The following is a 24,910-nucleotide window of genomic DNA, read 5'->3' as shown; positions in this document are numbered from 1 at the left end:
ATGTGCATGGGTGGCGGGGGAAGCACCCCCTCGGTTCCGACGCAGGAGCCGCCGAAGGAGCCGGTCAAGCTGGCCTCGACCCAGGTGCAGCAGGCCAGCGATACCACGCGGAAGCAGCTTGCCGCCGCCGGATCGACGATGGGGGGAACGCTGCTTACCGGCGGTCAGGGCGTCCTCGGGCAGGCCGAGACGTCCAAGAAAACCTTGCTGGGAGGCTGATCCATGGCCGACACCGACCGCCGTGCCCGCTATCTGCGCCGCCTTGACGCACTGAAGACGGAGCGGTCATCGTTTGTCAGCCACTGGCAGGATATCTCCACCTACCTGTTGCCGCGTCGGGGCCGCTTTCTGACCACGGATCGCAATAAGGGCGACCGGCGCAACAGCGACATCATCGACAACACCGGGACCATCGCGCATCGCACCCTGGCGTCCGGTCTGATGTCCGGCGTCACCAGCCCGGCCCGGCCCTGGTTCCGCCTCGGCGCTCCCGATCCCGCACTGGCCGAGGACGACGAGGTCAAGACGTGGCTGTCCGATGTCGAGCGGTTGATGCGCGAGGTGTTCAACCGATCGAGCCTCTACAACGCGCTCTACTCGGTCTACGAGGAATTGGCCGCGTTCGGAACGGCGGCGATGCTGGTCTACGAGAACATGGACCCGGAAGGCCCGATCATCACCTGCCAGACCCTGACGGCAGGCGAATATTGGGTGGCGCAGAACAGCGCCGGTCAGGTCGACACCCTCTACCGCGAATACAGCATGACCGTCGGCCAGTTGGTCGAGGAGTTCGGTGAAGACGCGGTGAGCCAGTCTGTCCGCGATCAGTACCGGAAGGGCCGTGTCGACGAATGGGTCGAGGTCGTTCATGCCATCGAGCCGAGCCGGAAGGCGGGAGGAAAGCCGTTCGTCGAGGTCTGGTTCGAGAAAGGGGGACGGGTTGATGCCTTCCTCCGCGAGGGCGGTTACGACGAATTTCCGGCGATGTGCCCGCGCTGGCATCTGGCCGGGTCCGACATCTATGGCCGCGCCCCGGCGATGGATGCCCTGGGCGATGTGATGCAGCTCCAGGTGATGGAGAAGCGGCTGGCCCAGGCTATCGACAAGATGGTCAACCCGCCGCTGACCGCACCGACCACCCTGCGCGGCGCGCCGATCAATGCCCTGCCCGGCGGGGTGAATTTCGTCGACGACACCGGCCAGGGTGGAAACGGCGGCATCCGGTCGATGTACGAGGTGCAGCCGCGCACGGTCGAGATGCAGAACGCGATGGACTTTGTCCGGCGGCGCATTCAGCAGGCGTTCTATGCCGACGTCTGGATGATCGTGACCGACATCGAGCGATCGAACGTCACCGCCACCGAGATCGATGCGCGTCGCCAGGAAAAGCTGTTGATGCTGGGGCCGGTACTCGAGCGCCTGCACCACGAACTGCTCGACCCGCTGATCGACCGCGTTTTCGGGATCATGGTCAGGAAGTCGGCCCCGTTCTGGGCGCTGGGCGTGCGTGGCCCGCTGCTCCCGCCGCCACCAGAGGCGCTGGCCGGTCAGCCACTCCGGGTCGAGTACATCTCGATCCTGGCCGAAGCGCAGAAGTCGGTCGCGGTCGGGTCAATCGAGCGCCTGATGTCGTTCGTCGGAAGCCTCGCCGCGGTGAAGCCTGAAGTGCTGGACAAGGTTGATTTCGACCAAACGGTCGACGAATACCGCGAGGCCATCGGCGCTCCTGTCAAGATGGTGGTATCGGACGACAAGGTCACCGACATCCGCAAGGCCCGGGCCTCGATGCAGGCGAAGATGCAGCAGATGCAGGCGATGCAGAATGCCGCCACGACCGCTCAGACTGGGGCGCAGGCGGCCAAGGTGTTGAGCGAAACAGACACCGGCGGACAGAACGCGCTGACCGCCATGCTGGGAGCGGCGGTGGGATGACTATCGATCTGGCCCAAATGCGGCAGCAACGGAGGCGCGAAGCTGAGAACCCGGCCTTTGCGTTGGTTGGTGATTCCGATGCGATGCGCCTTGAGGGGCACGACCGCCCCTGGACGGCGGACGAGCTTCTGCGTATTTCCGACGATCTGCGACAATACGCCCGGTGGCTAAACGACCGTGCAAACCAATTGCGGGGCGAGGAGCCCGACCAAATCCTGGTCGATACCCAGGTCTATGAAAGCGGCTACGTCAGGTTCTGGGAAAGCACCAAGATCGAGACGGCGGAGCAAGCCGCGTGGGCTATGCGCCAGTTGGCGTTGGCCGAAATCGAACCGATCGAGGCCGCGTCGTGACCGCCGCTCCCTTCGATGCGGGCGACCCCGCCGCCGTAGCCGATGGCCTGGAAACAGCCGAGGCGATCCGCTCCCGCGATCTGGCCGACCTGCGGACGCTGATGGAGAGCCCCGAGGGGAATCGGGTGCTGATGCGGTTTCTCGACGCGACTGGTCCTCTATCGTCCGGAGCGGTGCCCACGGATGCCGGTGTCGCCGCCTATCAGCAAGGTATCCGCTGGGCGGGCCTGTGGCTGCTGCGCGAGATGATGGCCGCCGATCCACTGGCCGCCGGGGCATTGCTGGCGATGCATGCCAGCAGGGAGAGATAGCGCAGAACAGCGCCGTTTGATCGTCAACCAGGGCCGCCCAATTGGGCGGCCTTTCTGATTCTGGAGGAAAGATGCTGACCTATCAGTGCCACAAGCGCGTCAAGGCTGCGCAAATTGCCACCATCTCCGAGGTAATCCACGGCGAGACCGAGGATTATCGGCTTGTCACCACGACCGAGGGCGAGGAGATCAACGTCAAAGCCAACATCCTCGCCCGCTGGCAGGGGCCGGTCGAGGGTCATTACCTCGTCGAGTACGAGGACGGATACAGCGCTCTGTCGCCCGCCCATGCGTTCGAGGCGGGCTATCACCTGCCCGGCCAAGAACCCGCCCGCTGGAACACCACCGGCACGTTCGATTTTGGCGTTGCCATCGAGGCGCTGAAAGCCGGACAGCGCGTCGTCCGCGAGGGTTGGAAAGGCAAGGGGATGTGGCTGTCGCTCTCCTGCGACGGGTCTCGTCAAGTCCCCGCCGAGAATTTCTGGTCTCCTCACAACGCCGAGTTCGCTCGAAAGAATGGGGGAATGGCGACCGTCCTTCCGGCCATCACCATGAAGACGGCTGGCGGTGAAATCCTGATGGGCTGGCTGGCCTCGCAGACCGACATGCTCGCCACCGACTGGCAGGTCGTCGAGGCCACCACCTCCCCCACCGATTACGTGATCTGAGGAGGCGCGCATGTTCCGATTTCCCCGCCTGCTCCGCGCCGCCGAAGATGGCGGTTCGGGCGGCCAGCCTGCCACCCCGTCCGCCTCGGTCGCACCGGCTGCTTCCGCCACCCCTGCCGATCCCGCGCCTGCCGCTGCTGCTCCGGCGTCCGGTGGCGAAAAACCGGCCGATCCGTCGCCGCCCCCGACCGAGAGCGATCCGGCGAAGGCGAAAGACGGAAAGACCGAAGGCGGCACCGAAGTCCCCGCTATCACCCCCGAGAGCTATGGCGATTTCGACACCGGCGGCCTTCCGGTCGATCAGGCCCGGGCCACCGTTTTCAAGTCTCTGGCTGCCGATCTCGGCCTGTCGAAGGAAGCAGCGCAGAAGCTGGTTTCCTTTCAAGTTGAACAGATCAAACAGGAAACCGCCGCCCGCGAGGCGATGGCCGCCGAATGGGTCAACACCGCCAAGACCGACAAGGAATACGGCGGGGCCAATTTCGCGAAGAGCCTCGCGATCGCCGGCCGGGGGCTGGCGCAGTTCGGCACCCCCGAGTTGCGGGCCCTGCTCAACCCCTACCACCCGGAAGAAAACCCGGGTGGTACCGGCCTGGGCAATCATCCCGAAATCGTCCGCGCCTTCTATCGGGCGGGTCTGACCGTCACCGAGCCGGGGCCGGTCGGGGCGACCGCTCCCGCTGGTGCCGATTCGGCTGTCTCGACCGAGGATTTCTATCGGGACGTTTTCAGCAAGGCGAAATAGCCGCCATCACCCCAAGGAGATTCACCCATGCCCCTTGATACCCTGCGAGCGATTTCGCTCGAGAAGTCGAAGAAACAGCCGAAGCAGATCGACCATCTGACCGAAGAAGCCCCGATCCTCGACCTGATCCCGTTCCAGGCCGCCACCCACGATCTGTGGCATGCCGCCGAAAAGCTGGTCAGTGCCGACGCGATGGGCTTCGTCGCGATGGACGAGCCGCTGCCGTCCGTCACCAGCACCACCGCCCTGATCAAGTTCGACCTGGCCAAGATGGGCGGCCTGATCGAGGTGACCGAGGACAAAGCCCGGCAGTATGGCGGCAAAGAAAAATGGTTCGCCGACCGCACCGCCCCGGTCCTGAAGGCCACCGGTCAGTCCACCGAGCGCACCATCGTCGTCAATAACTTGCGTCAGTACGTGCTGGACCGCTTCGCCACCACCACGCCCCGCAACGCTTACTCGGCGGGCGGGTCGGCCAACGCCAATTATTCGATCGTCGCGGTGCGGTTCGAGGAAGGCGTCTGCACCGGCCTGCACAATCCGAACGGCTTCGGCAACGGCGTCCTGTTCGACACCGAAGCGATCAACGGCGGATCGCTCTACAAGATCAACGCGGCCGGGCAGTTGGGCTACGGCGTCCGGATGAAGACCGATCTCGGCTTCATGATTACCGGCGACCGCAATGTCGGCGCGATCGTCAACATCGACATCACCAACAACAAGCTTCCGACCGCCGCGCAGATCGACGATCTGCTGTCTGACGTTCGCGCCACCGATTCGGGCCGCACGATGCTGCTGGCCCACCGCGACGTGGTTAACGCCCTGTGCCGGTCGTTCAAGGATGGCCGCGTTCAGATGCGTCCGGCGGACAAGAACATCGATCGGACCCTGGAGAGCTGGGGCGGCGTTCCGTTCGTCACCTCCTACAACCTCTACCGCGCCACCGAATCGAACGTCACCCTGGCGTAAGGGAGAAATCCAGCATGTATAAGAAGGCCGATGGCCTGACCCATATTGGGCGGGTCTACGGGGAGTCGCTTGCCAACGCGCAAACCCTCCCCCAGAACACCAGCGCCGACGGCAACGAGGGACCGATCCAGGCTTCCGGCATCCTGGGCGCGCTGGAGGTGATCGTGCGGGCCAATACCGCGATCACCATTGCCGACACCAAGGCTCTGACCGTAAAGCTCCAGCACCGCGACGGTGCCGCCGCCTATGCCGATCTGGCGACGATCTACAGCCTGACGGCCGCCGCCGGGTCCGGGTCCATCGCCAAGGGCGTGGAACTGGCCCGCTTCGTGCTTCCCAGTACCGTCAAGACCGACCTGAAGGCGGTGATCACCACCACCGACGCGGCGGCGGCTGGCAAGCTCGACATCCTCCCCTCCTACCTGCCGAGGTAACCATGGCCTATACCGTGCGCCCCAAAGACGACGGCCTCTATGGCGGCGTCAACCGTCCCAAGGACAAGCCCTTCGATCTGGACCGGCCCGAGGATTTCGCTCCCTCGTGGCAAATCCCGATCGGGTGGGACCCGAACGCCCCTGCCGAGGTCGACCAGCCCGCCACCGACCCGGCCAAGAAGAAGGGCTGATCCGATGGCCTCCTCGCCCGTGAAGATTTGCAACATCGCACTGTCACACCTGGGCGCGGGGGCCATCGACGCCTTGACTGAGGGATCGGCCGAGGCCAACGCCTGCAATCTGCATTACGACATCGCCCGAGATGCGGTACTGCGCGACTTCCCGTGGAACTTCGCGACCAAGCGGGCGGTGCTGGCGGCCCTGTCCGAGGCACCGCCTTCCCCCTGGTCGTATCTCTATGCCCTGCCGACCGACTGCCTGCTGGCCCGCGAGATCGTCAACACCTCCGGGACCACCCGCATCCCGTTCTCTGTCGAGAGCAATAGCGGCGGCACAGCACGCATTCTGCTGACGGATCAGGCATCCGCCACCCTGGTCTATACCGCCCGCGTGACCGAGGCGGCGCTGTTCGACCCGATGTTTGTCGAGGCGCTTTCCTGGCGTTTAGCGGCCTCGATCTGCATGCCGATCACGCGGGACCGCAACATCATGCAGATGGCTCAGACGATGTATCTCAATGCCATCGCCCAGGCTCAGCGCGCCGACGGCAACGAAGGCCAGCTCGACGTCCCCGCCGACGCGGATTGGATCGTCGCGCGCGGCATCGGCGGCGGCGACACCCGGTATCCCTGGAGGCCCTGACCATGCCTGTCCGGACGTACCAGCCCAGTTTCACCGGAGGTGAGGTTGCTCCCTCCCTCTATGCCCGCACCGACATCAACAAATATGCGGTCGGCCTGCGGACGTGCCGCAATTTCTTCCTGCATGCCCACGGCGGGGCATCGACCCGGCCCGGCTTCCAGTTCGTGGCTGAGGTCAAGGACAGCAGCAAAAAAGTTCGGTTGATCCCGTTCCGGTTCAATCTCAACCAGCAATACGTGCTGGAGTTCGGCACCTCCTATATGCGGGTCATCAAGGACGGCGGCCACGTGATGAGCGGTGGCGTCCCCTATGAGATCGCTATGCCCTATACCGAGGCCGATCTGCCCCGCCTGTCGTTCGCCGGGCGTGCCGACACGATGTTTCTGGCCCACCATAATCATGCGCCGCGTAAATTGGCCCGCACCGGCCATGCCGCGTGGACTCCGTCTACAATTGCCTTCGTTCCCGCGACACCGGCCCCGGCCAGCGTGACCGCGACACCGTCCGGCAGCGGATCGGAGCCGCTTTCGTACAAGGTCACCGCGATCAGCGACGAAACCGGCGAGGAAAGTCTGCCGTCGGCGGTGGCGGCTTGCAATGGCTGGACGTCGAGCGGGTGGCCAGCAGGCGGGAAGGTCACGATTTCCTGGACTGCGGTGACCGGCTGCACGCAGTACAAGGTCTACAAGAACGACAACGGCATTTATGGCTTCCTCGGGGTCACCGAAAGCACATCGTTCAACGACAAGAACGTCACTGCCGATGTGTCGCTGACCCCACCGGGCAGCCGCAACCCATTTACCGGCGCTGGCACCTATCCCTCGACCGTCGAGTTCTATGAACAGCGCCTGTACTGGGCGTCGTCGGACACCGCCCCCCGGACCGTCTGGGGCAGCGTGGTCAGCAGTTTCACCAATCTCAACGTTTCCCGCCCGGCCCGCGACGACGAAGCGGTGACGTTCACGATTGAGGGCGGACAGGTCAACGAGGTCCGCCACCTGATCCCGCTTGGCGACATGATCGCCTTGACCAGTGACGCAGAATGGCGAGTGTCCGGCGGTGGCAGCGGCAACCCGATCACCCCGTCGTCGATCAAGGTTAAGCCGCAATCCTATTGTGGTGCGTCCCACGTCCGACCGATCGTCATCGGCAACACCATCCTCTATGTGCAGGACAAGGGCAGCATCGTCCGTGATCTGGCCTATAAGCTCGAGGTGGACGGCTTCACCGGCTCGGACCTCTCCGTGCTGAGCAATCACCTGTTCGAGGGGCGCCAGATCGTCGATTGGGCCTATGCCCAGGTGCCGCACAGTATCGTCTGGGCGGTCCGCGATGACGGCGTTCTCCTCGGCCTGACCTACATGCGTGAACATGAGGTCTGGGGCTGGCACCGCCACGACACCGACGGCGCGTTTGAATCGGTGTGCGTCGTGTCAGAGGGGGCCGAGGACATCCTGTATGCGGTGGTGCGCCGGACTATCGGCGGCCAGACGCGGCGCTATATCGAGCGGCTGCACGAGCGGTCTTGGCAGTCGATCGAGGACGCCTTTTGCGTCGATAGCGGCCTGACCTATTCCGGCGCTCCAGTGACGACGGTATCGGGCCTTGATCACCTTGAAGGAAAGACGGTCGCGATCCTGGCCGACGGAGACGCCCTGACGCCCCAGGTGGTGAGCGGCGGAAAAGTCACCCTGCCCCGCCCCTACTCGAAAGTGCATGTCGGCCTGCCGTATCAGTGCGACCTGGAGACGCTCGACATCGATGTCGGCATGACCCAGACCGGGACAGTGCAGGCCCGGCGGAAGACGGTTGCCCGCGTCACGCTGCGCCTGTGGCAGTCGCGCGAATTCAAGGCAGGCCCGTCGGCGGACAAGCTGACCGCCACCAAGATCAACATCACTGCCTATTCGGCTCCGGTCGGCCTCTACAGCGGCGACAAAGAATTGATCCTGCAACCGGCCTGGAACAGCAACGGTCGGGTGCTGATCCGTCAGGACGCCCCGGTGCCGCTGACCGTGCTGGCGATCATGCCGGATATCGAAATCGGTGGCTGACGTCACGATCCGGCCCGCCACACTGGAAGATGCGGCCGATCTGGCCGACCGGCTGCGCGCTGCCGATCGGGCCGAGGTCTGGGCCTCGCACCGCGTCACGCCGATCCAGGCTCTAGAGACGTCCGTGCTTTTTGTCCTGTGGCGACGCATGGGCCGGTCTGGCCGACGGTGTGCTGGTCTGCCTCTGGGGTGTCGTCCCGCTGTCGCTGGTGAGCCGGATCGGCTCGCCCTGGCTACTGGCCTCCGACGATCTGGAGCGCCATCAGATGGCATTCCTACGGCGCTGCCGGGGAATGGTCGACCAGATGCAGGCCCCTTATCGGCTGCTGACCAATCACGTTGACGCCCGCAACCGGCTGTCGATCCGCTGGCTGCGGTGGCTTGGGTTCGAGATCGCGCCAGCGGCCCCGTGGGGAACGGACGGTTTGCCGTTTCACCGCTTTGAGAGGAGAGCGCCTTGACCGCTCCGTTCGTCGTCTTTGGCCTGCCGCGCTCGCGGACCAAGTGGCTGTCGGTGTTCCTGTCCTATGGGCCGTGGGTCTGCTGTCATGATTCGCTGCTCGGTCTGTCGAACATCGAGGGTCTGGTCAAGCTTTTGGCCGCCCCCAACACCGGCCTGTCGGAAACGGCGATGGCGTTTGCTGCCCCGGTGATCCGCAAGCTGTTCCCCGAGGTCCGCTTCGTCGTCGTCCGCCGCGATCTTGAGGACGTGCGGACCAGCATGGAGGCGGTCGGCCTGCACTATCCCGACGGTCTGCTGGAGCAGATGGCGGTTCACCTCGACGCGGTGTCAGCGCTTCCCGGCACCCTGACGGTATCGTTCGAGGATCTGCGCGACGAGGATGCCTGCCGCTCGGTGTTCGAGCATTGCCTCGGTTTGCCCTGGGACCGGGGATGGTGGGAGACGCTGGCCGATCAGAACATCCAGATCGACATGCCCGCCCGGATCGCCGCCTGTGAGGTGGCGTTGCCCCGCGTCAACACCTTCGCCGCCGATATCGCAGCGATGATGTCGCCGGTCACCATCCAGGAAGAGGATTGGTTCGCGTTCGCGCCGGATGGGCTGCCGCTGATCTGGGAGCATTACCGCGAGGTCGGCAGCTACGAACACGAGGTGTTCGACCCGAATATCCCACTCATCGAGGTAATGGCGCAGACCGGCCTGCTTCAGATCGTCACGGCACGGGCCGGGGGAAAACTAGTCGGCTATCTGGTCTTCACCTTGTCGCCCAGCCTGAAGTCCCGGACCGAAATGCAGGCGGCGCAAATCCCGTTCTACGTGAAGCCCGCGTGGCGCGGTTGGACGGGTCTTGCCCTGCACCGCGAATCGATCCGGCTGTTGAAGGAAAAGGGCGTCAAGCGCCTGTCCCTGCGCTCTGGAGTGCGCGGAGCCGGTGACCGGCAAGACGTTTTGTTCCGCCGCCTCGGGGCTGAACCTGACGGTCATATGTGGAATCTCTGGATCGGGGAGGAATAGCGATGGGGGTTTATGCCGCCGTTGCCGCCGTTGCCATCAGCGTCATTTCAGCCGGTATGTCGGCCTATGGGCAGATGCAACAGGGCGAACAGCAGAAGAAGATGGCCGACTATCAGGCCGCCGTCGGAGAGCAGAACGCCAAGATTTCCGACCGGGCCGCCCAGGACGCCGAAGAACGGGGCCGGGTAGCCGAGCAGCAACAGCGGCTGAAAACGTCGCAGATGATCGGAACTCAGCGATCGGCCTTGGCGTCGGGCGGCGTCCAGGTCGATTCGGGATCGGCCCTCGATGTGGTGGCCGATAGCGCAATGCTGGGCGAAATGGACGCCCTGACCGTCCGCCAGAACGCCGAACGCGAAGCCTATCAATACCGCGTCCAGGCTTATAGTTCCCGCACCCAGGCAGGAATGTCGACGCTGGCCGGAAACAATGCCGCCAGCAATGCGGCCTGGGGCGCAGGAACGACGCTGATCGGTGGGCTGGGCTCGGCAGCGATGACAGGGGCGAAGTTAAATGCCGCTGGGGCTTTCGACTCGGGCTCCAAGACGCTCCCGACCGGATCGGCGAACAAGGGCTTCTGGACGGCGATGGGGTAAATCATGGCTCGCGTTCCTACCTACACCCAACCCACCGTCGAGACTCGCCCGCTCGGTGCGCCTCAACTTTCGGCCAGCGTCCCCGCCGGGACGTTCGACACCGGCGGTTCCGCCTTGGTCGATGGCGGACAGAAGCTCGCGGCGATGGGCGACCAGTTGGCGGCTCATGCGGTCCGAATGGCCGAGGACGACGCCAAGACGTCGGCGATGGCTGCATTGACCGCCTTTCAAACTTCGAAGCGTAACGTCCTGTTCAACGATGACACCGCCTTCTTCCGCCAGTCAGGCCAAGCCGCCTATGCGGGCTATCAGAAACTGCCTGCCGCGCTGGAGGAAGAGCGGGTCCGGATGGGGTCGAACCTCTCTGCCGCCGCCCGCAAGCTCTACGATCAAGCGTCGATCCGCGATCTGTCTGGTGATCTCGACACCGCCGCCCGTCATGCGGCTTCCGAGCGGGAGAAGTGGCGCGACGGGGTGTCTGCCTCGCTGGCAAACAGCAGCCTCGACGAAGCGGCGCTCTATTGGAACGACCCTGGAAAACGGGATGCCGCGCTGACCGCGGCCCGCAATGCCGTTCTCGACCGGAGCGCGGAGAAGGGCATCCCCTTCGATGATCCCCGCCTCCAGCTCCAATTGCGCGACATCGACAGCAAATGGACGACGAGCGTGGTCCAGCGGATGGCCGAGGCCGATCCGATGGCGGCGAAGAAGTTCTTCGACGACAACAAGGGTCGCCTGACCGCCGAACAATTCGCTCCGGTGGCGGCGCTGATCGACCAGAAGACGAAGCTCTATCGCGTCGATCAAGAGGTGGCGCGGGTCAAGGCGCTGATTATCCCGGCGATCACCAGCGGCCCGACCGATATCGCGACCGCCATTCATCAGCAGGAATCGGGCGGAAAGACCGGCGATTACCAGATCCAGCCCGGCACATGGGCTCAATACGCAAAGCCCGGAGAATCGCCCGACAACCCCGATCATCAGAAAGCGGTGTTTGACCGCATCGTCTCGGACCTGAACGCCAAGGCTGGCGGCGACCCGGCTCGGATCGCTGTGGGATATTTCAGCGGCCCGGGCAACATCGCGCCTCCGGGAAGCCAGACTCCGTGGGTCCGCGATGCTGCCGACGCCAATGGGAAGACGACATCGGCCTACGTGAAGGACGTTCTGGGCCGGGTCAGTGGTAACGGCCACCCCTCGCGCGCCGACACTTTCGAGCGCCAACGCGATGCGATCATGGGTAACGCCGACCTCAAGCCCGATGATCGCCAAGCGGCACTGACCAGGATCGAGCACGACCACGCCCAGGAAAACGCGATCCTGGCGCAAAAGGAGAAGGAGGCGAGGCGACAGGTTCAGGACATGGTTCTGACTAAGAAAATTGACCCTATGTCAGTCCCGCCTGATCTGCAAACCATGGCCGGGCCTGAGTTCATGACCCACATGCAGGCCGCCTATGGCCGTGGCGGCGTGGTTCCGTTCAATCCCCAGGTCGAGAACCAGTTGCACGAATTGGCTCTGAAAGACCCGGAGAAGTTCGTTCAGACCGACCTGTCCCCTCTCTACGCCACGCACAAGACGGATCGGGTCGAATACTGGCAGGGGCAGCAGCGCCAGATGGCAACCGCAGAGGGAAAGGCCGCGCTCCGCCAGCCGTCCTACGCCCTGGGCGACAAGGTCGTGAAGGAGCTTCTGAAGGCGACCGGATCCGACAACGAAGAGAACCTCGCCGTCGCCAACCAGCGCATGCGGACGTGGCTTGATTCCTGGCACGAGGAAAACAAGAAAGCCCCACCCTCGGACGAGGTCTATCGGTTCGGTAAGTCTATGCTGCTTCAGGATGATTCGTCGTTCTTCGGACAGCGCCGGATTGACGCCATGCGCCAGAACAAAGAGGCCGATTTCATCCTGAAGATCGACCGCAACACCCTGCCCAGCGTTGCCGAGGCCAGCGGCATCCCGGAGACGGACATCTTGCCGGTGAGCCGGTTTCTGAAACAGAAAGGTATGCCGGTGACTCTGGAAAACCTGATCATGGTGCACCGCGCCGGGACGCGCCGCCCCACCCAGTCGGCGGGAGGTGGCGGCAATGGCTGAGTTCGACCCCGCCCTGGCCGACCAGACCCTGGCAGGGTCGCCGCTGTCTTCCCAGGCCCCTGCGACATCGTTCGATCCGGCGGCAGCGGACGCGACCCTGGCGGGTGAATTGCGGTCACGCCTGTCCGGGTCTGCCCGCGATGCCGTCGCAGCCTCACCCGATACCACGGCCCGCGCCGTGTCGCTGTCTCGTCAGTCCGGGATGCCGATTGGCGCAGTGCTGGCTGATCTGCCCGAGTTCGAGGCCCGCGAGATCGCTGACCGGTTCTGGTCCGCCCCGGAAGCAACCCGGGCCTTCCTGGCCGATCCGACCAATGCTGCGCTGGCGAAAGATGACATCGCCTCCCTCGCCCGCCTGGAAGACAGTTGGGGTCGGGTGCTGGGGAAAGCGATTGCCAACGTCCCCCAGCAATGGCGATCCGCTGCTGGTGGCGTGCTGGAGATGTTCGGCCGAAATGACGTGTCGGTGTTGGGCGCGCAGATGCGGGCGCTGAAAGCGCTCGAGGCCGACCCGTCACTGAAAGCCGAGGACGCGATCAAGGCCGAGTTGGAGCGCGATCCGACCTTCGCCGCAGGAAAACGGCTGCGCGATTCTGCCCAGGCCGCGATGAAAGCAAACGCCTCGAACGTTGATCCTTGGTCGGCGAAGGGACTGGTGGGCGATATCGTCGGCGGTGCGACCAACATGATCCCGGCCATCGCCGCCGGGATCGCGACCCGTTCCCCCGTCGTCGGTGCGGGCGTGATCGGCGGCCAAGTGCTGGGCGAGCAATATGGCGACAGCATCGACAAGGGCCGCTCGAGCAATCAGGCACTGGTCGATTCCCTGTTCTTCGCCGCCGCCGAGGCTATCCCCGAGACGATCCCGATGGGTGCCTTGCTGGAGGGCGGCGGGAAGGCATTGTTGTCCAGGATGGGCAAGAGCGCGGTGGCCGAGGGTGCCCAGGAAATGGTGACCGAGGTCTTGCAGAGGGCTTATTCCGCTGGCGTGATCGGCGAGGAGATGACGTTCGGGCAGGCCGTCGAGGCGGTGGTTCGGTCTGGCATCGTCGGGGCCGGTGTCGGCGGTGGACTGTCGGTGGCGACGCATCCGTTCGTGCGCGACCGGGCCGGGGTCGATCAGGCCCGCGAAACCGCCGCCGCCCTGACCGAGGCCGTTGCCGCCACGCAAGAGTCCAAGCTTGCCACCCGCGATCCCGAACGGTTCGCCGATCTGGTGCGTCAGATCGCGGGCGACGGGCAGTTGCATATCCCGGCGGCCAGCCTGCAATCGCTCTACCAGTCCGGTGTGATCGACGATGCGACGCTGGATGGCTTCGATGTTACGGCGCAATTGCCCGAGGCGCTGGCTGCTGGCGGGGATGTGCTGGTCGATCCGGCCAAATACCTTGCCGCCGCGTCCAAGCTGACCCCCGAGGCGCTTGCCCAGGTGATCGGCAGCACCCGGCGCGGCGCGACCGACATGACAATGAAGGAGGTGGAGGCGTTCCTGGCTGATGGATCGGAACGGCGAAAGGACGTCACCGACCTGATGGAGAGCCTTTCAATCCAGTACGAGGGAGCAAAGCCCGGCCAGATCGTCGAGGACGAGGTTACCCAGGCCCTGATGAAGACCGGGCGCTATACCGAGTCTCAGGCCAAGGCCCAGGCTGTGCTGTGGCGCGAACGGATGATCCAGCGTGGCGCGGATCGCGGCATTGACCCGGATGCGCTGTGGCTGGAAGAAAAGCCTCGCATCTTGGGCCCGGCCCCGCGTCTGCCGGTTGACGATATCGACTTGGTGCTGGAGCGCATCCGCTCGGGCAATGAGGTCACGCCGCCGCGTCAGCCGGTTCTCGACATCTTCCGCCACCTGGGGGGCGTCAAGCCGGGGTCGACGCTGGCCCAGGAACTGGCGGCGATGGGGATCACGCCGAAGGAAGCGCCCGGCCTGTTCCGGCGGACCGGCATCGGTTCAGCCGATCAGGTGGTGGTGTCCGAGCATGAGGTGCTGCGCGACAACCAGGTCAAGGCCGACAACAGCGGCAACGGCTATGCCGACCACGACGCGTTGATGCAGGCGGTTGCGAAGGAATGGGCCGGTGACCCGCTCCAGACCCAGGCCGACCGCACCGGGCAGCGCGGCTTGATGCCCCGGTCCGCGACCTGCGCAAGGCGCTGGAGGCAGAGGGGATCATCCCGGAGCTCGCGACCAAGGAAGATGTGTTGCGGCTGATGGAGCGAGATCAGAGCACGGTGGCTCTGGGGCAGCCCGTTGTCCCAACCCCCGGCTGGTTGCATTCGTGGCTTGGCATTGAAAACAAGCCTATCCAGGCGAATTACGACGGACTGTTCCGGAAGTACCAGAGGAAGGCCGGAGAATCTGGGGAAGATTTCCGATTTTCCTCTGTCGAAGAACTACAAACCCATGTCGAGCATGTGCTCTCCTCGCCTGATATTGCCCTCCCAGGGTCAAGCAAGGATTCTTTCCTCCTCGTTCGTCGAGACGATGGCGACCGGGCCGTCGTTCTTGAGATCAAGGGGGGGAAGCAGCAGCACCAGATCATCTCGGCGATGATCCTCTCGAAGGGACAGCTTGAACATAAAATGGAAGTCGCCCGGCGGCGGATCGGCACTTCCGCGATTCTGGTGAAGCCGCCATCGGTAGAACCGATGGTTGTTCAGCACAGGCACCTCGCTGCATCTCGCGATGCAGGTCAACCGGGCGACGAAATAATACTGCTCGCCGGAAAAGGACAAGGCAAGCGGACTTTACCTCAACCCGACGGCGGCGGCCTGCGCGGCAGCTTCGACCCGATCGACGACACCATCCGCCTGTTCGAAAGCGCCAATCTCTCGACCTTCCTGCACGAGGGCGGCCACCTCTGGCTGTTCCAGATGGTCCGCGACCTGGGCGACGAACGGGTGCTGCCCGAAGCGAGGCTCCGAACCGTCCGCGACCTCCAGACCGTGATGGACTGGTTGAGGGTCGATATCGACGTTGCGACGGCCAGCCCTGAAGACATTCAAGCGGCGATCCCGGTCGAAGCGCACGAGCAATGGGCGCGGGGGATCGAGGCGTATTTGATGGAGGGCAAGGCTCCATCGGTGGCGTTGCGCGACGTGTTCGCCCGCTTCAGCGCGTGGCTGATCCGTACCTATAAGAAGGTCCGCAATCTCTCCGTCAAGCTGACGCCGGAAGTCCGGGGCGTGATGGACCGGCTGCTGGCCAGCGACGATGCGATCGAGCAGGCCCGGCGCGACACCGTGTTCAAGGTGCCGTCCGAGTTGCTGGCGGTGCTGACCCCGGCGGAACGGCGCGAGATCGAGGCGCGGCAGGAACAGGCGGCGCTGGAGGCAAAGGCCGAATTGCAAGGCCGGGTGATGCGGGAACTCGCCCGCGAGCGTCTGGAGTGGTGGAAAACGGAACGCGACGGCGTCCGCGCTGAGGTTGAGGCCGACGTGAGGAGCCGCCCGGCCTATCGGGTGGTCGCACTGTCGAAGGGGATCGGTCCTGACGGGGCAAAGCTGATCGACCCGGACACCGGCGAGGCTCGGGTGCTGAAGCTTGACCGCAAGGCGCTGGTGGCCGAATACGGTGAAGAGATCGTCCGCCTGCTGCCGAGCGGCGTGACGACGGCGAAGGGCGGGGTCAATCATCACATCCTGGCCGGAATGATCGGTCTGCCGAATGGCGATGCCCTGCGCCTTGCCCTGATGGACGCCAAAGCCAACCCGCTGCACGACGTGGTCGAGCGCGAAACCGACGCCCGGATGCGCGAGCGTCACGGCGACATGGTCACTGATGGGCGGATTGCCGAGGACGCGGCGGATATTGTCGCGACCGGCAAGGCGATTGAGGCGGTAGCGCTCCAGGCGAAATATCTGAAGCGTCTGGCGGGCGACATCATCGACAAAGCGGCGGCGCGGCGGCAGGCCGAAGAAGGAGCAGGCAGTGCCGCCAGCGACCAAGCGCGAATCGACACGGCAGCGGCTTCGACTGATCAGGTCATCAATGCCGGTGTTCCGGCCGAAGGGGTGACGGCGGCCCAGGTGGCCGAGGTGATGGCGGCGGGCGAGGCCAAGGCGGCACCGCTCCAGCGGACGGCGCAGCGGGCGGCGGTACGGAAGACCCGGAGCATCCTGGCCGGGATGGACCATGCCGCGATCAAGGACGCGGCGGCGGCGTTCATCGCGGCCCGGCAGGTCTCCCAGGCCACCGACGCGACGATGTACCGCGCCCAGGCCAAACGACACGAGCGCCGTGCCACCCTGGCGCTTGCCGCCCGCGATTACGTCGAGGCGTTCGACGCCAAACAGCAGCAACTTCTCAACATGGAACTGGAGAGGCTGGCGCGCGAGGCCCGCACGGAGGTCGAGAAATTCCAGGCCAAGGCCCGACGGCTCAACAAGCCAGACGGCAAGCTGGCGGCGACGATGGACGAGGACTTCTTCCGGGCGGTGCGGCAGGTGCTGGCCCGCTATGGCCTCGCCCGCGCTGACAGCGAGTTCGACGCCGGGGTGTGGGTCAAGCGGCTGAAAGAGACCGACCCCGCCGGGGCCGAGGATATCGCTGAGATCATCGCCGAATTGACCAAGGCTCCCACCCCCGGTCAAGTCAAGTCCCGGCTCATGCCGGACGGGCGGCGGGTCGAGATTGCGCCCGATTATCGCGACATGACCTTGGCGGCATTCAGGGATTTGCGCGACGGGGTTCAGGCCATGCTGACGATGGGCCGCAATGCCCGGTCCGCCCTGGTCGATGGCGAACGGGTCGAGTTTGAACAGATCGTCCACGATATCGAAGCGCAGATTGGGGACCGAATCAAAGACCCGGACCACAGCCGCGATCCGACCCGGATGGAACGGGCCGGAACCAAGCTCCTCGGTCTGGTATCGGCGGGCCGCCGGGTCGAGAGTTGGGCCCGTGATCTGGATGACGGGAAGATCGGAGCGCTGACCCGCTATCTGTGGCGTCCGGTGTCCGAGGCGGTCTATGCCTATCGCGATGCGCGGCGGTCTATCCTGCCGCAGATCCTCGATATCCTGCGTCCCGGCATGGGCGAACTGTCGAAACCCCAGGTGATCGCCGCTCAGGAACTCGACTTCACCTTCGACACCAAGGGCCAGTTGATGGCCGCGATCCTGCACAGCGGCAACGACAGCAATCTTCGCAAGCTGCTGCTCGGTCGCCGGGGCTGGGGATCGACCACCAAGGACGGGACGCTCGACCGCTCGCGCTGGGACGCCTTCATGGCGCGGATGTGGGCCGACGGCGTGGTGACCAAGGCCGACATGGATATGGCGCAAAGCGTCTGGGATTTGCTGGAAAGCACAAAACCGGCTGCTCAGGCGGCACATAAGGCGATGTTCGGGTTCTCGTTCAAGGAGATCGAGGCCAGCCCGATCAAGACCCCGTTCGGCGAGTACCGCGGCGGCTATGTCCCGGCGATCACCGACAGCGACCAGAACACCGACAGCGCCCGCCACCTCGACGCCGAGGCGATCGGGAGCCTGCAAAACGCCAGCATGTTCCCGGCGGCGGCGCGCGGTTTCACCAAGGGCCGGTCGGAATATAACAAGCCCCTGCTGCTCGACCTCGCCATGATCCCGTCCCACGTCAACAAGGTGCTGCTGTTCAGCCATGTCGGACCAGCGATCCGTCAAGCTGCCCGTCTGGTCAAGCGGTCCGACTTCGGCGCGATCATGGGCGGGGTCGATCAGACCGCGATCAATGACCTGTTGGTTCCCTGGCTCCAGCGCACGGCCCGCCAGACGGTGGACGCTCCCGCCACAGGCGCGGGTGGTCGGGCTGGTGACGCGATCTTCCGCTATCTCCGCCGGTCAGCCGGAATGCAGGCGATGGTGGGCAATCTGGTCAATGCGGCACAGCAGGTAACCGGCATCGCCTCGGCAGCGGTGATCGTCCCCCCGGCAGCGTTGGCCCGGTCCCTGGTCACCGTCTGGCGCGATCCCGAGATGACCCGCGCCGCGATCACAGTCAAGTCGGCCTTCATGCGCGATCGGATGGACTCGGCCTCTCGCGAGATCGCCGCCGATATCGATGGAATCCTGACGCACAAGGGGGCGCTCGGTAAGGCTCAGGACATCGCCTTGCGCCACGGCTATTTCGCGCAGCAGATTGCGCAGGACTTGGTTGACCGTGTGGTGTGGGCGGCGGCCTACGATCACGCCGCGGCGACGGGCATCGAGGACGCGGAAGCGGTGCGCCGGGCCGACAGCGCGGTTCGCACCAGCCAGGGCAGTTTCAGCCCCGAGGATGTCAGCCGGATCGAAACCGGCTCGACCTGGGCGCGGCTGTTCACGATGTTCTACAGCTACTTCAATGCCCAGGCGAACATGGTCGGAACCGAGATCGCCATCACGTTGCGCGAGGCAGGATGGAACGGCGGCGCTGGGAAACTGGCCGCGATCTATTTCTTCGGCGGCTTCCTGCCTGCGGTGGTGGCAGAGGCGATCACCCAGGCGGCGAAGGGAGAACTTGGCGACGAGGATGACGACGGATGGGCTGACGATCTGGCCGGGCTGTTCCTGCTGTCGCAACTGCGATATTTCGCTGCGTTCGTTCCGGGGGTCGGCCAGACCGTCAACCTGATCGCCAACCAGTTCAACGACAAACCCTATGACGACAGGCTTTCAACCGCACCGGCGGTCAGCATGATCGAAGGCGCGGTCCGGGCGGTAAAGACCGTCCCGACCGCGATCTTCGCCGATGGCGATAAGAGTCGCGCCACTGCCGATGGCATCAACGCAATCGGCACCGTTCTCGGCCTCCCGCTGGGATGGCTGCGCAAACCCGCCTCTTATGCCGTCGATGTGGCCGAGGGCGATTCCCGCCCCCGCCATATCGGTAATGTCGTGTCCGGCATCCTGACCGGCCAGGACGGCACGGCGCGATAATTCGGCCGGAAATTCGGCCGGAAATTCGGCCGCCATCCTGCACAGCGGAAAACGAAGCTTTTTCAAGTGGTTTTCCAGTTTCGCGAAAATCCATGGAGGTTGCCCCATGACCGTTTCATCGACGGCCAGCGCCGTCACCTATGCCGCCAACGGTTCGACCACGGTCTGGCCGTTTGCCTTCCCGATCCTGGCCGAGAGCGATGCCCAGGTGATTATCACCGATGCTTCAGGATTGGAGACGGTGGTGTCGAGCGCCGCCTACACGATCACCGGGATCGGTGCCGCTGCTGGCGGCTCGATCACCTATCCCAAGACCGGCACCCCCATCGCCAGCGGCAACCGGCTGACGATCAGGCGCAATACCGCAATCACACAGCCTGTCGACCTGGGGCCCGGGGCGTTCTATGCCGAGGTCCATGAGGGGGCGTTCGACCGGCTTACCCTCGTTGCGCAGGAACTGAAGGAACAGATCGACCGAACGCCCAAGGTTCCGATCGGTTCGGGAGATGATCCGGATGGGCTGATTGCCGCGATTCAGAGCGCCGCCGTTTCGACGGCCGCAGATGCCGCCTCAACCGCCGCCCGCGCCGCCGAAGCAGTCAATGCCGCCGCCGCCGCTGCTGCCTCTGCTGCATCGATCGACTTCACCCTCGATCCTGATCCGACCCTGGGCACCAACAGCGACGTAAAAGTGCCGTCGCAGAAGGCGGTCAAAGCCTATGTCGATACTACAGCATCCAGCGCGCTGGACCCGATGCGGGGACAGATCGCGTTGACCAACCTGCGCCTGATGCTCAACAGCGCGATCACCTCGGGGGCGCTGGTCCAGGGCCACCAGTGGGAGTTGGCGTCAGACGAGTGGAGCGCCAGCACAGGCCAGACATGGGTGGCGGCATCCCCGAACTATTATACTAACATGCCCACGGGCTACGGCAGGGTGGCTACGGCCACGCCGTCTTTGCCGTACGCTCCTCACGCCGGGGTCGCGGCAAATATTAACGATAACAATATCGGGACCACTGTAGAAATACGTCCTGGGGATTTGTCAGGTAAGCCAACAAGTCAGCGTATACTCGGTAAGCTAGACTTCGGTGAGGTAATATACCTGACCAAGGCCGAGGTAAAACAGTTCAAATTGAACTGGACGCCGGGGGTACCCTCCGCGTGGGCGTATCGTTTCTACACATCCACAGACGGCTCTACCTGGGCACCTTTCGGGTCGTCAAGTTACAACCCCTCACCGCAAACGGCGACGGACTATTCAGTCACGGGGACAGTTGCTTGCCGGTATTTAGCTCTTGTCTGGCTTGGCGACGGTCAAGTATCGACCAGCGGCGCTATCTACGCCGATATAAACGGCTACACAGACCCCTCCCCCGTAAATATGACGCTGGTCAGCGACGTCGTATCTGTCGCGTCCGCCCCGGCCTACGCTTCGGCCTACGCGCTGTATCACGACGATAGCGGGGCTGCCGTCCTCGGCACCGATCTGACCGCCGAGATCAGCCGCGACGGGGGGGCATCCTGGACGGCGGCGGCGATCGCCGTCCTGGCCGCCTATGACGGCACCTATGCCTTGATCCGGGCCCGCGCCGCTTTGGCCGCGCAGCCGGTCGGCACGTCGTTGGTGGCCCGCATCAAGACCCTCAATCTCAAGGCCCAGCGCATCGCCGCCCCGGCCCTTTACGCGGAGTGACACTATGGTGCAGTGGCTTACCGATCTATTGGTTCAAATCCCGGACGACGGGAATTGGGCGGGGCGTCGCCGCCAGATCATCTTGGCACGGTGGCCGGATACCGCAGTTCGAGCCGCCGAACAGGATGCCCGCCAGGGCAGGCTCGGAGACTTGGCCCGATATGATGCCGAGGTCGAGATGATCAAATCGGCGATCCCCAAACCCACCGTCTAACCATCGCGCCCAATCACAAACGTTCGCCAACCGCCCCGGCTCCCGGAGGCGGTTTTTTCATGGCCGATTGAAAGGATTTCCAATGCCTGAGCGAATCGATAACGCTTCCATCGTCGCCGCCCTGACCGCGCCCGCGTGGGTGCCGGTGCTGTCCACCATCAACGTCGTCTTGTCGTTCGTATCGCTCTCCATGGGCCTCGCCTTCCTGGTGTGGCGTTGGCATCGGGCGGCGCGGTCCAACACTGCCGGGGAGGGCTGACCATGTCCACGATCCCGCGCGGTATCCGCAACAACAACCCTGGCAACATCGACTATGGACCCGGCACCAAAGGCTTCGTCGGGTGCCTGGGTGTCGAACAAGGCGTCTCCTCTCCCCGCTTCTGCCGCTTCGACAGCATGGCTCACGGCATCCGCGCCGTTGGGAAATTGCTGGGGACTTACCGCCGCAAATACGGCCTCGACACCGTGCGCGGCCTCATCACGCGATGGGCACCGCCGAACGAGAACGACACCGGGGCCTATGTCGCCGCCGTCGCCCGTGCGGCCGAGGTCGGCCCGGACGATCCCCTGCCCGCCCCTCTGCCTGCCCTGGTGATGACCGCCCTGGTGCGGGCGATCATCCGTCACGAGAACGGCGCTCAGGCGGCGGCGCTGATCTCGGACGCCGATATTAATCGCGGCGTCGCCTTGGCCCTCGACCTCGACACCAACCGGAGGATTGCGTAATGGACTGGAAGAAGATCGTCGGCACGGTGGCGCCGAGCATCGCCACTGCTTTGGGTGGTCCGCTGTCTGGCCTTGCCACCAAGGCCATTGCCAGGGCGTTCGGCCTGGGCGATGACAGCGAAGACAGCGTGGCGGCCGCCGTCACCAGCGCCACGCCCGAGCAACTGCTGGCGCTGAAAAAGGCCGATCAGGATTTCGCTGTGAAAATGCGCGAACTTGATATCGACCTGGAGCGGATCGCGGCGGGGGACCGCGACAGCGCCCGCAAGCGCGAGGTGGACGCCAAGGACTGGACGCCCAAGGTGCTGGCCTTCGTCATCGTCGGAGGGTTCTTCGGGACCGTGGCCTACGTCCTGGGCTGGGGCCTGTCCGGCATGGATGCCGCCGCCGCCGCGTTCGCGGGATCGCTGGTCGGCTACGTGTCGGCCAAGGCCGAGCAGGTGGTGGCCTACTATTTCGGATCGTCGAGCGGTGCGGACAAGGCAGCGGTGCTGCTGTCCAAGGCGGGACCGGTGAAGTAATTTGTGCCGACCCAACGTGTCGGGCAAACCGGCGTCTTCTGCGCTGTTAGCGTGTGGTGCGCGGTAAATTTATTTATGAATTCAAGAAGTTGGCGGATCGCGAGGCCATCTTGCGGCTTGTTGGGTTGGTTTGCTAAACCGTCCTAGGGTGTCAAACCCTAGCGCGGGTTCGAATCCCGCCCCCTCCGCCACTTTCCCTAAGTCCTGACTCTACATTGTAGATCAGTGACTTAGCGAAAGTCTCGCGATCGCATATGCCACGCCGAACATAGAATTGACCGCCCCGGGTCACTTCATTCCTCGGGCTGTGTCGATCGTTATTGCCTCCCTTCCCAAACCGCCTCATCGGCGCGGATCACTGATCGCCTTTGCTCGGACGAGATCGCAACACCGATTCTGGTGATCCGGCGGCGTGCGTAGACACCGATTGAAGCCACATTGCTTCTATCCGCCGAAAGACGTTCTTGAATATCCTTTTAGTCGCGACAATATGACCGTCGTATGTATGGTTCGCATCTTCGACAGGTGTCACATGCTCGCCAATGTCCAGATTTCCCATAAGATTGGGATCGTTATCGCCATCCTCTCCTGCGTCATGGTCGCGATCAGCGCCCTTGGCTACTACAGCTTGCAGGAAATGAGCGCTGCCGCGCGACGGATCGACGCCTATGGCGATCTGGTCAAGCTTGGGGGACGGCTCAATCAGAATCTGCTCATCATGAACCGGGCGGAATACCGCATGGCCGCCAACCCGGCCGAAGTCGATGATGCCTCCAAATTCCTCAGAGAATCGGCTGAATCTGTCCAGACCAGCCTCGATAAGCTTCTGTCTTTGGCCCCTCCCTCTTCCCGGAAGGACCTGGAAGAAATCCGGGCCGCCTTCACCGATTATTACGCACATGCCCGCAAAACGGAAAGCGCGGCGCTGGCGCAGAAAGATCGTGTCCTCGACCCCCAGCAGCAGGCGATCTATGAAATCGTCCGGGCGTCACGCGCCCAGGCCACACCACTGATCCAGCACATGCGCGCGGTCGTTGATTCGTTCGACGCGGATGGAACGGCCGTTGCCGATGACGCTGCGTCGATGGCCAGAACTCTGGGCATCATCATGATCACCGCCACCTTGGGCGGCATCGTCCTCGGCGTCGTCGCCGGAATGCTGATTTCAAGTAAAAGCCTCGTGCAGCCGATCGTAAGGATCATTGATGTCTTGAAGCAATTAACGGCGGGCAACCTGAACTGCGAGATCGACGGCACCGCACGCCGCGATGAAATCGGCGACATCGCCCGGGCGGCGTTGGTATTCCGCGACAATGCCCGCCAAGCCGATGAAATGCGTACCCAGCAAGAACACCAGCGCGAATCCCGCGAACGCCGGACAAAAGTGATCGAGGAGATGACCGGCACCTTCGATCGCTCCGTCGGTAACGTGATCGAGGTTGTCGTCTCGGCCTGCCACGATATGGAAGCCACGGCCCAGATGCTGTCCGCCAGCGCCGAACAATCCCACCGCCAAGTCACGGCTGTCGCCGCCGCAACGGAACAGGCGTCAGCCAGCGTCCAGACAGTTGCAAGCGCGGCCGAAGAACTGTCTGCCTCAATCACCGAGATCGGACGCCAGATGGAGCAATCCTCTCGGGTTTCGAACGCCACCGCCGATCAGGCACGCCAGACCAGTGCTCTGGTTCAAAGTCTGGCCGAATCCTCGGGCAGAATCAGTGCCGTGGTTGACCTGATCAACGATATAGCGTCTCAAACCAATCTGCTGGCTTTAAATGCCACAATCGAAGCGGCACGGGCTGGCGAAGCGGGGAAGGGCTTCGCCGTGGTTGCTGGCGAAGTCAAACACCTCGCCAACCAAACCGCCCGCGCGACAGAAGAAATCGCCAATCAGGTCGGAGCCGTGCAAAGCGCAACTGACAACACCGTAAAAGCCATCGTTCTGATCGTCGAGCGGATCGAGGAGATCAATCAGATCGCCACGACAATCGCTTCGGCCGTCGAGGAACAATCCGCCGCAACCAATGAAATTGCTCGCAACGTCCAGCAGGCAGCCATCGGAACACAGGAAGTTTCGAACACTATTGGCGGGGTCAGCGAAATTGCCAACCAGACCGGAGACGGTGCTAGACAGGTTCTGATCTCGTCGAAGTCCCTGATGAGCCAGAGCAATGATTTGAAGCGCGTGGTCGATAGTTTCTTAAGCGGCGTGAAAAGCGCCTAGACCTTTTTGCGTATTGCCATCTGTTAACGATTCCCCCCGGTTTAAGCGGGGGGAATCCCTTTTGCTAGCGATCCGTACCCGCCCATCGCTTTTCCTGACGTGTTCATGTCCGTGGAAGTCCTGGTTGCCTCGGCCGGGAAGACATGGATACTTGCCGGATCAGTTCGCCGA

At 63.9% G+C, this 24,910-nt stretch carries 22 protein-coding genes; all 22 read left to right on the top strand.

Translation table 11 applies throughout. The features are described 5' to 3' along the window. The 22 genes from K678_RS00275 to K678_RS00170 all read left to right on the top strand — a co-directional run bounded on the left by K678_RS00275 (position 1) and on the right by K678_RS00170 (position 24,739). Complete coding sequence (locus K678_RS00275) at positions 1–219, top strand: hypothetical protein (protein WP_021130445.1); 219 nt, start codon at positions 1–3, stop codon at positions 217–219. 3 nt (positions 220–222) lie between these two features. Further along, positions 223–1,932, top strand: a complete 1,710-nt coding sequence (locus K678_RS00270) for a portal protein (protein WP_021130444.1) — start codon at positions 223–225, stop codon at positions 1,930–1,932. After that, positions 1,929–2,285: a hypothetical protein gene (locus tag K678_RS00265; RefSeq protein WP_021130442.1), complete on the top strand. Its 357-nt coding sequence runs from the start codon at positions 1,929–1,931 to the stop codon at positions 2,283–2,285. Before K678_RS00270 ends, K678_RS00265 begins: the two co-directional genes overlap by 4 nt. Continuing rightward, complete coding sequence (locus K678_RS00260) at positions 2,282–2,596, top strand: Bbp19 family protein (protein WP_021130441.1); 315 nt, start codon at positions 2,282–2,284, stop codon at positions 2,594–2,596. Before K678_RS00265 ends, K678_RS00260 begins: the two co-directional genes overlap by 4 nt. A 71-nt stretch (positions 2,597–2,667) precedes the next feature. Next, positions 2,668–3,264 carry a DUF2829 domain-containing protein gene (locus tag K678_RS17475; protein WP_021130440.1) on the top strand — a complete coding sequence of 199 codons (597 nt, stop codon included), beginning with the start codon at positions 2,668–2,670 and terminating at the stop codon, positions 3,262–3,264. A 10-nt stretch (positions 3,265–3,274) separates the two neighbouring features. Beyond that, positions 3,275–4,009, top strand: coding sequence for an endoprotease (locus K678_RS17470; RefSeq protein WP_021130439.1), 735 nt, complete (start codon positions 3,275–3,277; stop codon positions 4,007–4,009). 27 nt (positions 4,010–4,036) lie between these two features. Further along, positions 4,037–4,978 carry a major capsid protein gene (locus K678_RS00245; RefSeq protein ID WP_021130438.1) on the top strand — a complete coding sequence of 314 codons (942 nt, stop codon included), beginning with the start codon at positions 4,037–4,039 and terminating at the stop codon, positions 4,976–4,978. Between the two features lie 14 nt (positions 4,979–4,992). Continuing rightward, a complete protein-coding gene (locus tag K678_RS00240; protein WP_021130437.1) occupies positions 4,993–5,412 on the top strand; it encodes a hypothetical protein in 420 nt (139 codons plus the stop codon). Between the two features lie 2 nt (positions 5,413–5,414). Continuing rightward, positions 5,415–5,603, top strand: a complete 189-nt coding sequence (locus K678_RS00235) for a hypothetical protein (RefSeq protein WP_021130436.1) — start codon at positions 5,415–5,417, stop codon at positions 5,601–5,603. A 4-nt stretch (positions 5,604–5,607) separates the two neighbouring features. Next, positions 5,608–6,234, top strand: coding sequence for a phage connector family protein (locus K678_RS00230; protein ID WP_021130435.1), 627 nt, complete (start codon positions 5,608–5,610; stop codon positions 6,232–6,234). A gap of 2 nt (positions 6,235–6,236) precedes the next feature. Further along, positions 6,237–8,288, top strand: a complete 2,052-nt coding sequence (locus tag K678_RS00225; RefSeq protein WP_021130434.1) for a phage tail protein — start codon at positions 6,237–6,239, stop codon at positions 8,286–8,288. Positions 8,289–8,419: 131 nt separating this feature from the next. Continuing rightward, entirely contained in the window at positions 8,420–8,749 is a 330-nt protein-coding gene (locus tag K678_RS00220; protein WP_021130433.1) for a hypothetical protein, read from the top strand. Beyond that, a complete protein-coding gene (locus K678_RS00215; RefSeq protein ID WP_021130432.1) occupies positions 8,746–9,765 on the top strand; it encodes a hypothetical protein in 1,020 nt (339 codons plus the stop codon). The genes K678_RS00220 and K678_RS00215 overlap by 4 nt, the downstream gene beginning before the upstream one ends. Positions 9,766–9,767: 2 nt before the next feature. After that, positions 9,768–10,361, top strand: a complete 594-nt coding sequence (locus tag K678_RS00210; protein WP_021130431.1) for a virion core protein, T7 gp14 family — start codon at positions 9,768–9,770, stop codon at positions 10,359–10,361. Positions 10,362–10,364: 3 nt separating this feature from the next. Continuing rightward, positions 10,365–12,458, top strand: a complete 2,094-nt coding sequence (locus K678_RS00205; RefSeq protein ID WP_021130430.1) for a hypothetical protein — start codon at positions 10,365–10,367, stop codon at positions 12,456–12,458. Continuing rightward, positions 12,451–14,673, top strand: a complete 2,223-nt coding sequence (locus K678_RS00200) for a hypothetical protein (RefSeq protein ID WP_021130429.1) — start codon at positions 12,451–12,453, stop codon at positions 14,671–14,673. The genes K678_RS00205 and K678_RS00200 overlap by 8 nt, the downstream gene beginning before the upstream one ends. Before the next feature lie 338 nt (positions 14,674–15,011). Beyond that, a complete protein-coding gene (locus K678_RS00195) occupies positions 15,012–19,358 on the top strand; it encodes a hypothetical protein (RefSeq protein WP_155804382.1) in 4,347 nt (1,448 codons plus the stop codon). 106 nt (positions 19,359–19,464) lie between these two features. Continuing rightward, positions 19,465–21,054, top strand: a complete 1,590-nt coding sequence (locus K678_RS17465) for a hypothetical protein (protein ID WP_021130427.1) — start codon at positions 19,465–19,467, stop codon at positions 21,052–21,054. 296 nt (positions 21,055–21,350) lie between these two features. Then, complete coding sequence (locus K678_RS18905; protein ID WP_021130425.1) at positions 21,351–21,527, top strand: hypothetical protein; 177 nt, start codon at positions 21,351–21,353, stop codon at positions 21,525–21,527. Positions 21,528–21,529: 2 nt separating this feature from the next. Beyond that, positions 21,530–21,994, top strand: a complete 465-nt coding sequence (locus K678_RS00180) for a hypothetical protein (protein WP_021130424.1) — start codon at positions 21,530–21,532, stop codon at positions 21,992–21,994. Further along, the gene (locus K678_RS00175) at positions 21,994–22,515 is read left to right on the top strand and encodes a hypothetical protein (RefSeq protein WP_021130423.1); all 522 of its coding nucleotides are present in this window, start codon (positions 21,994–21,996) and stop codon (positions 22,513–22,515) included. Before K678_RS00180 ends, K678_RS00175 begins: the two co-directional genes overlap by 1 nt. Before the next feature lie 505 nt (positions 22,516–23,020). Beyond that, positions 23,021–24,739, top strand: a complete 1,719-nt coding sequence (locus K678_RS00170) for a methyl-accepting chemotaxis protein (RefSeq protein ID WP_231376175.1) — start codon at positions 23,021–23,023, stop codon at positions 24,737–24,739. The last annotated feature ends 171 nt before the right edge of the window (positions 24,740–24,910 follow it).

The sequence above is a fragment of the Magnetospirillum fulvum MGU-K5 genome (assembly GCF_000442515.1).
Classification (GTDB): domain Bacteria; phylum Pseudomonadota; class Alphaproteobacteria; order Rhodospirillales; family Magnetospirillaceae; genus Phaeospirillum; species Phaeospirillum fulvum_B.
This window is presented reverse-complemented; position numbering and strand designations above follow the sequence as displayed.

Coding starts and splice junctions, on each gene's coding strand:
- K678_RS00270 (WP_021130444.1), top strand. CDS start 223: ATGGCCGACACCGACCGCCGTGCCCGCTATCTGCGCCGCCTTGACGCA.
- K678_RS00240 (WP_021130437.1), top strand. CDS start 4,993: ATGTATAAGAAGGCCGATGGCCTGACCCATATTGGGCGGGTCTACGGG.
- K678_RS00170 (WP_231376175.1), top strand. CDS start 23,021: ATGGTTCGCATCTTCGACAGGTGTCACATGCTCGCCAATGTCCAGATT.
- K678_RS00225 (WP_021130434.1), top strand. CDS start 6,237: ATGCCTGTCCGGACGTACCAGCCCAGTTTCACCGGAGGTGAGGTTGCT.
- K678_RS17475 (WP_021130440.1), top strand. CDS start 2,668: ATGCTGACCTATCAGTGCCACAAGCGCGTCAAGGCTGCGCAAATTGCC.
- K678_RS00265 (WP_021130442.1), top strand. CDS start 1,929: ATGACTATCGATCTGGCCCAAATGCGGCAGCAACGGAGGCGCGAAGCT.
- K678_RS00175 (WP_021130423.1), top strand. CDS start 21,994: ATGGACTGGAAGAAGATCGTCGGCACGGTGGCGCCGAGCATCGCCACT.
- K678_RS00200 (WP_021130429.1), top strand. CDS start 12,451: ATGGCTGAGTTCGACCCCGCCCTGGCCGACCAGACCCTGGCAGGGTCG.
- K678_RS18905 (WP_021130425.1), top strand. CDS start 21,351: ATGCCTGAGCGAATCGATAACGCTTCCATCGTCGCCGCCCTGACCGCG.
- K678_RS00195 (WP_155804382.1), top strand. CDS start 15,012: ATGATCCTCTCGAAGGGACAGCTTGAACATAAAATGGAAGTCGCCCGG.
- K678_RS00275 (WP_021130445.1), top strand. CDS start 1: ATGTGCATGGGTGGCGGGGGAAGCACCCCCTCGGTTCCGACGCAGGAG.
- K678_RS00180 (WP_021130424.1), top strand. CDS start 21,530: ATGTCCACGATCCCGCGCGGTATCCGCAACAACAACCCTGGCAACATC.
- K678_RS00245 (WP_021130438.1), top strand. CDS start 4,037: ATGCCCCTTGATACCCTGCGAGCGATTTCGCTCGAGAAGTCGAAGAAA.
- K678_RS00205 (WP_021130430.1), top strand. CDS start 10,365: ATGGCTCGCGTTCCTACCTACACCCAACCCACCGTCGAGACTCGCCCG.
- K678_RS00230 (WP_021130435.1), top strand. CDS start 5,608: ATGGCCTCCTCGCCCGTGAAGATTTGCAACATCGCACTGTCACACCTG.
- K678_RS00235 (WP_021130436.1), top strand. CDS start 5,415: ATGGCCTATACCGTGCGCCCCAAAGACGACGGCCTCTATGGCGGCGTC.
- K678_RS17470 (WP_021130439.1), top strand. CDS start 3,275: ATGTTCCGATTTCCCCGCCTGCTCCGCGCCGCCGAAGATGGCGGTTCG.
- K678_RS00210 (WP_021130431.1), top strand. CDS start 9,768: ATGGGGGTTTATGCCGCCGTTGCCGCCGTTGCCATCAGCGTCATTTCA.
- K678_RS17465 (WP_021130427.1), top strand. CDS start 19,465: ATGACCGTTTCATCGACGGCCAGCGCCGTCACCTATGCCGCCAACGGT.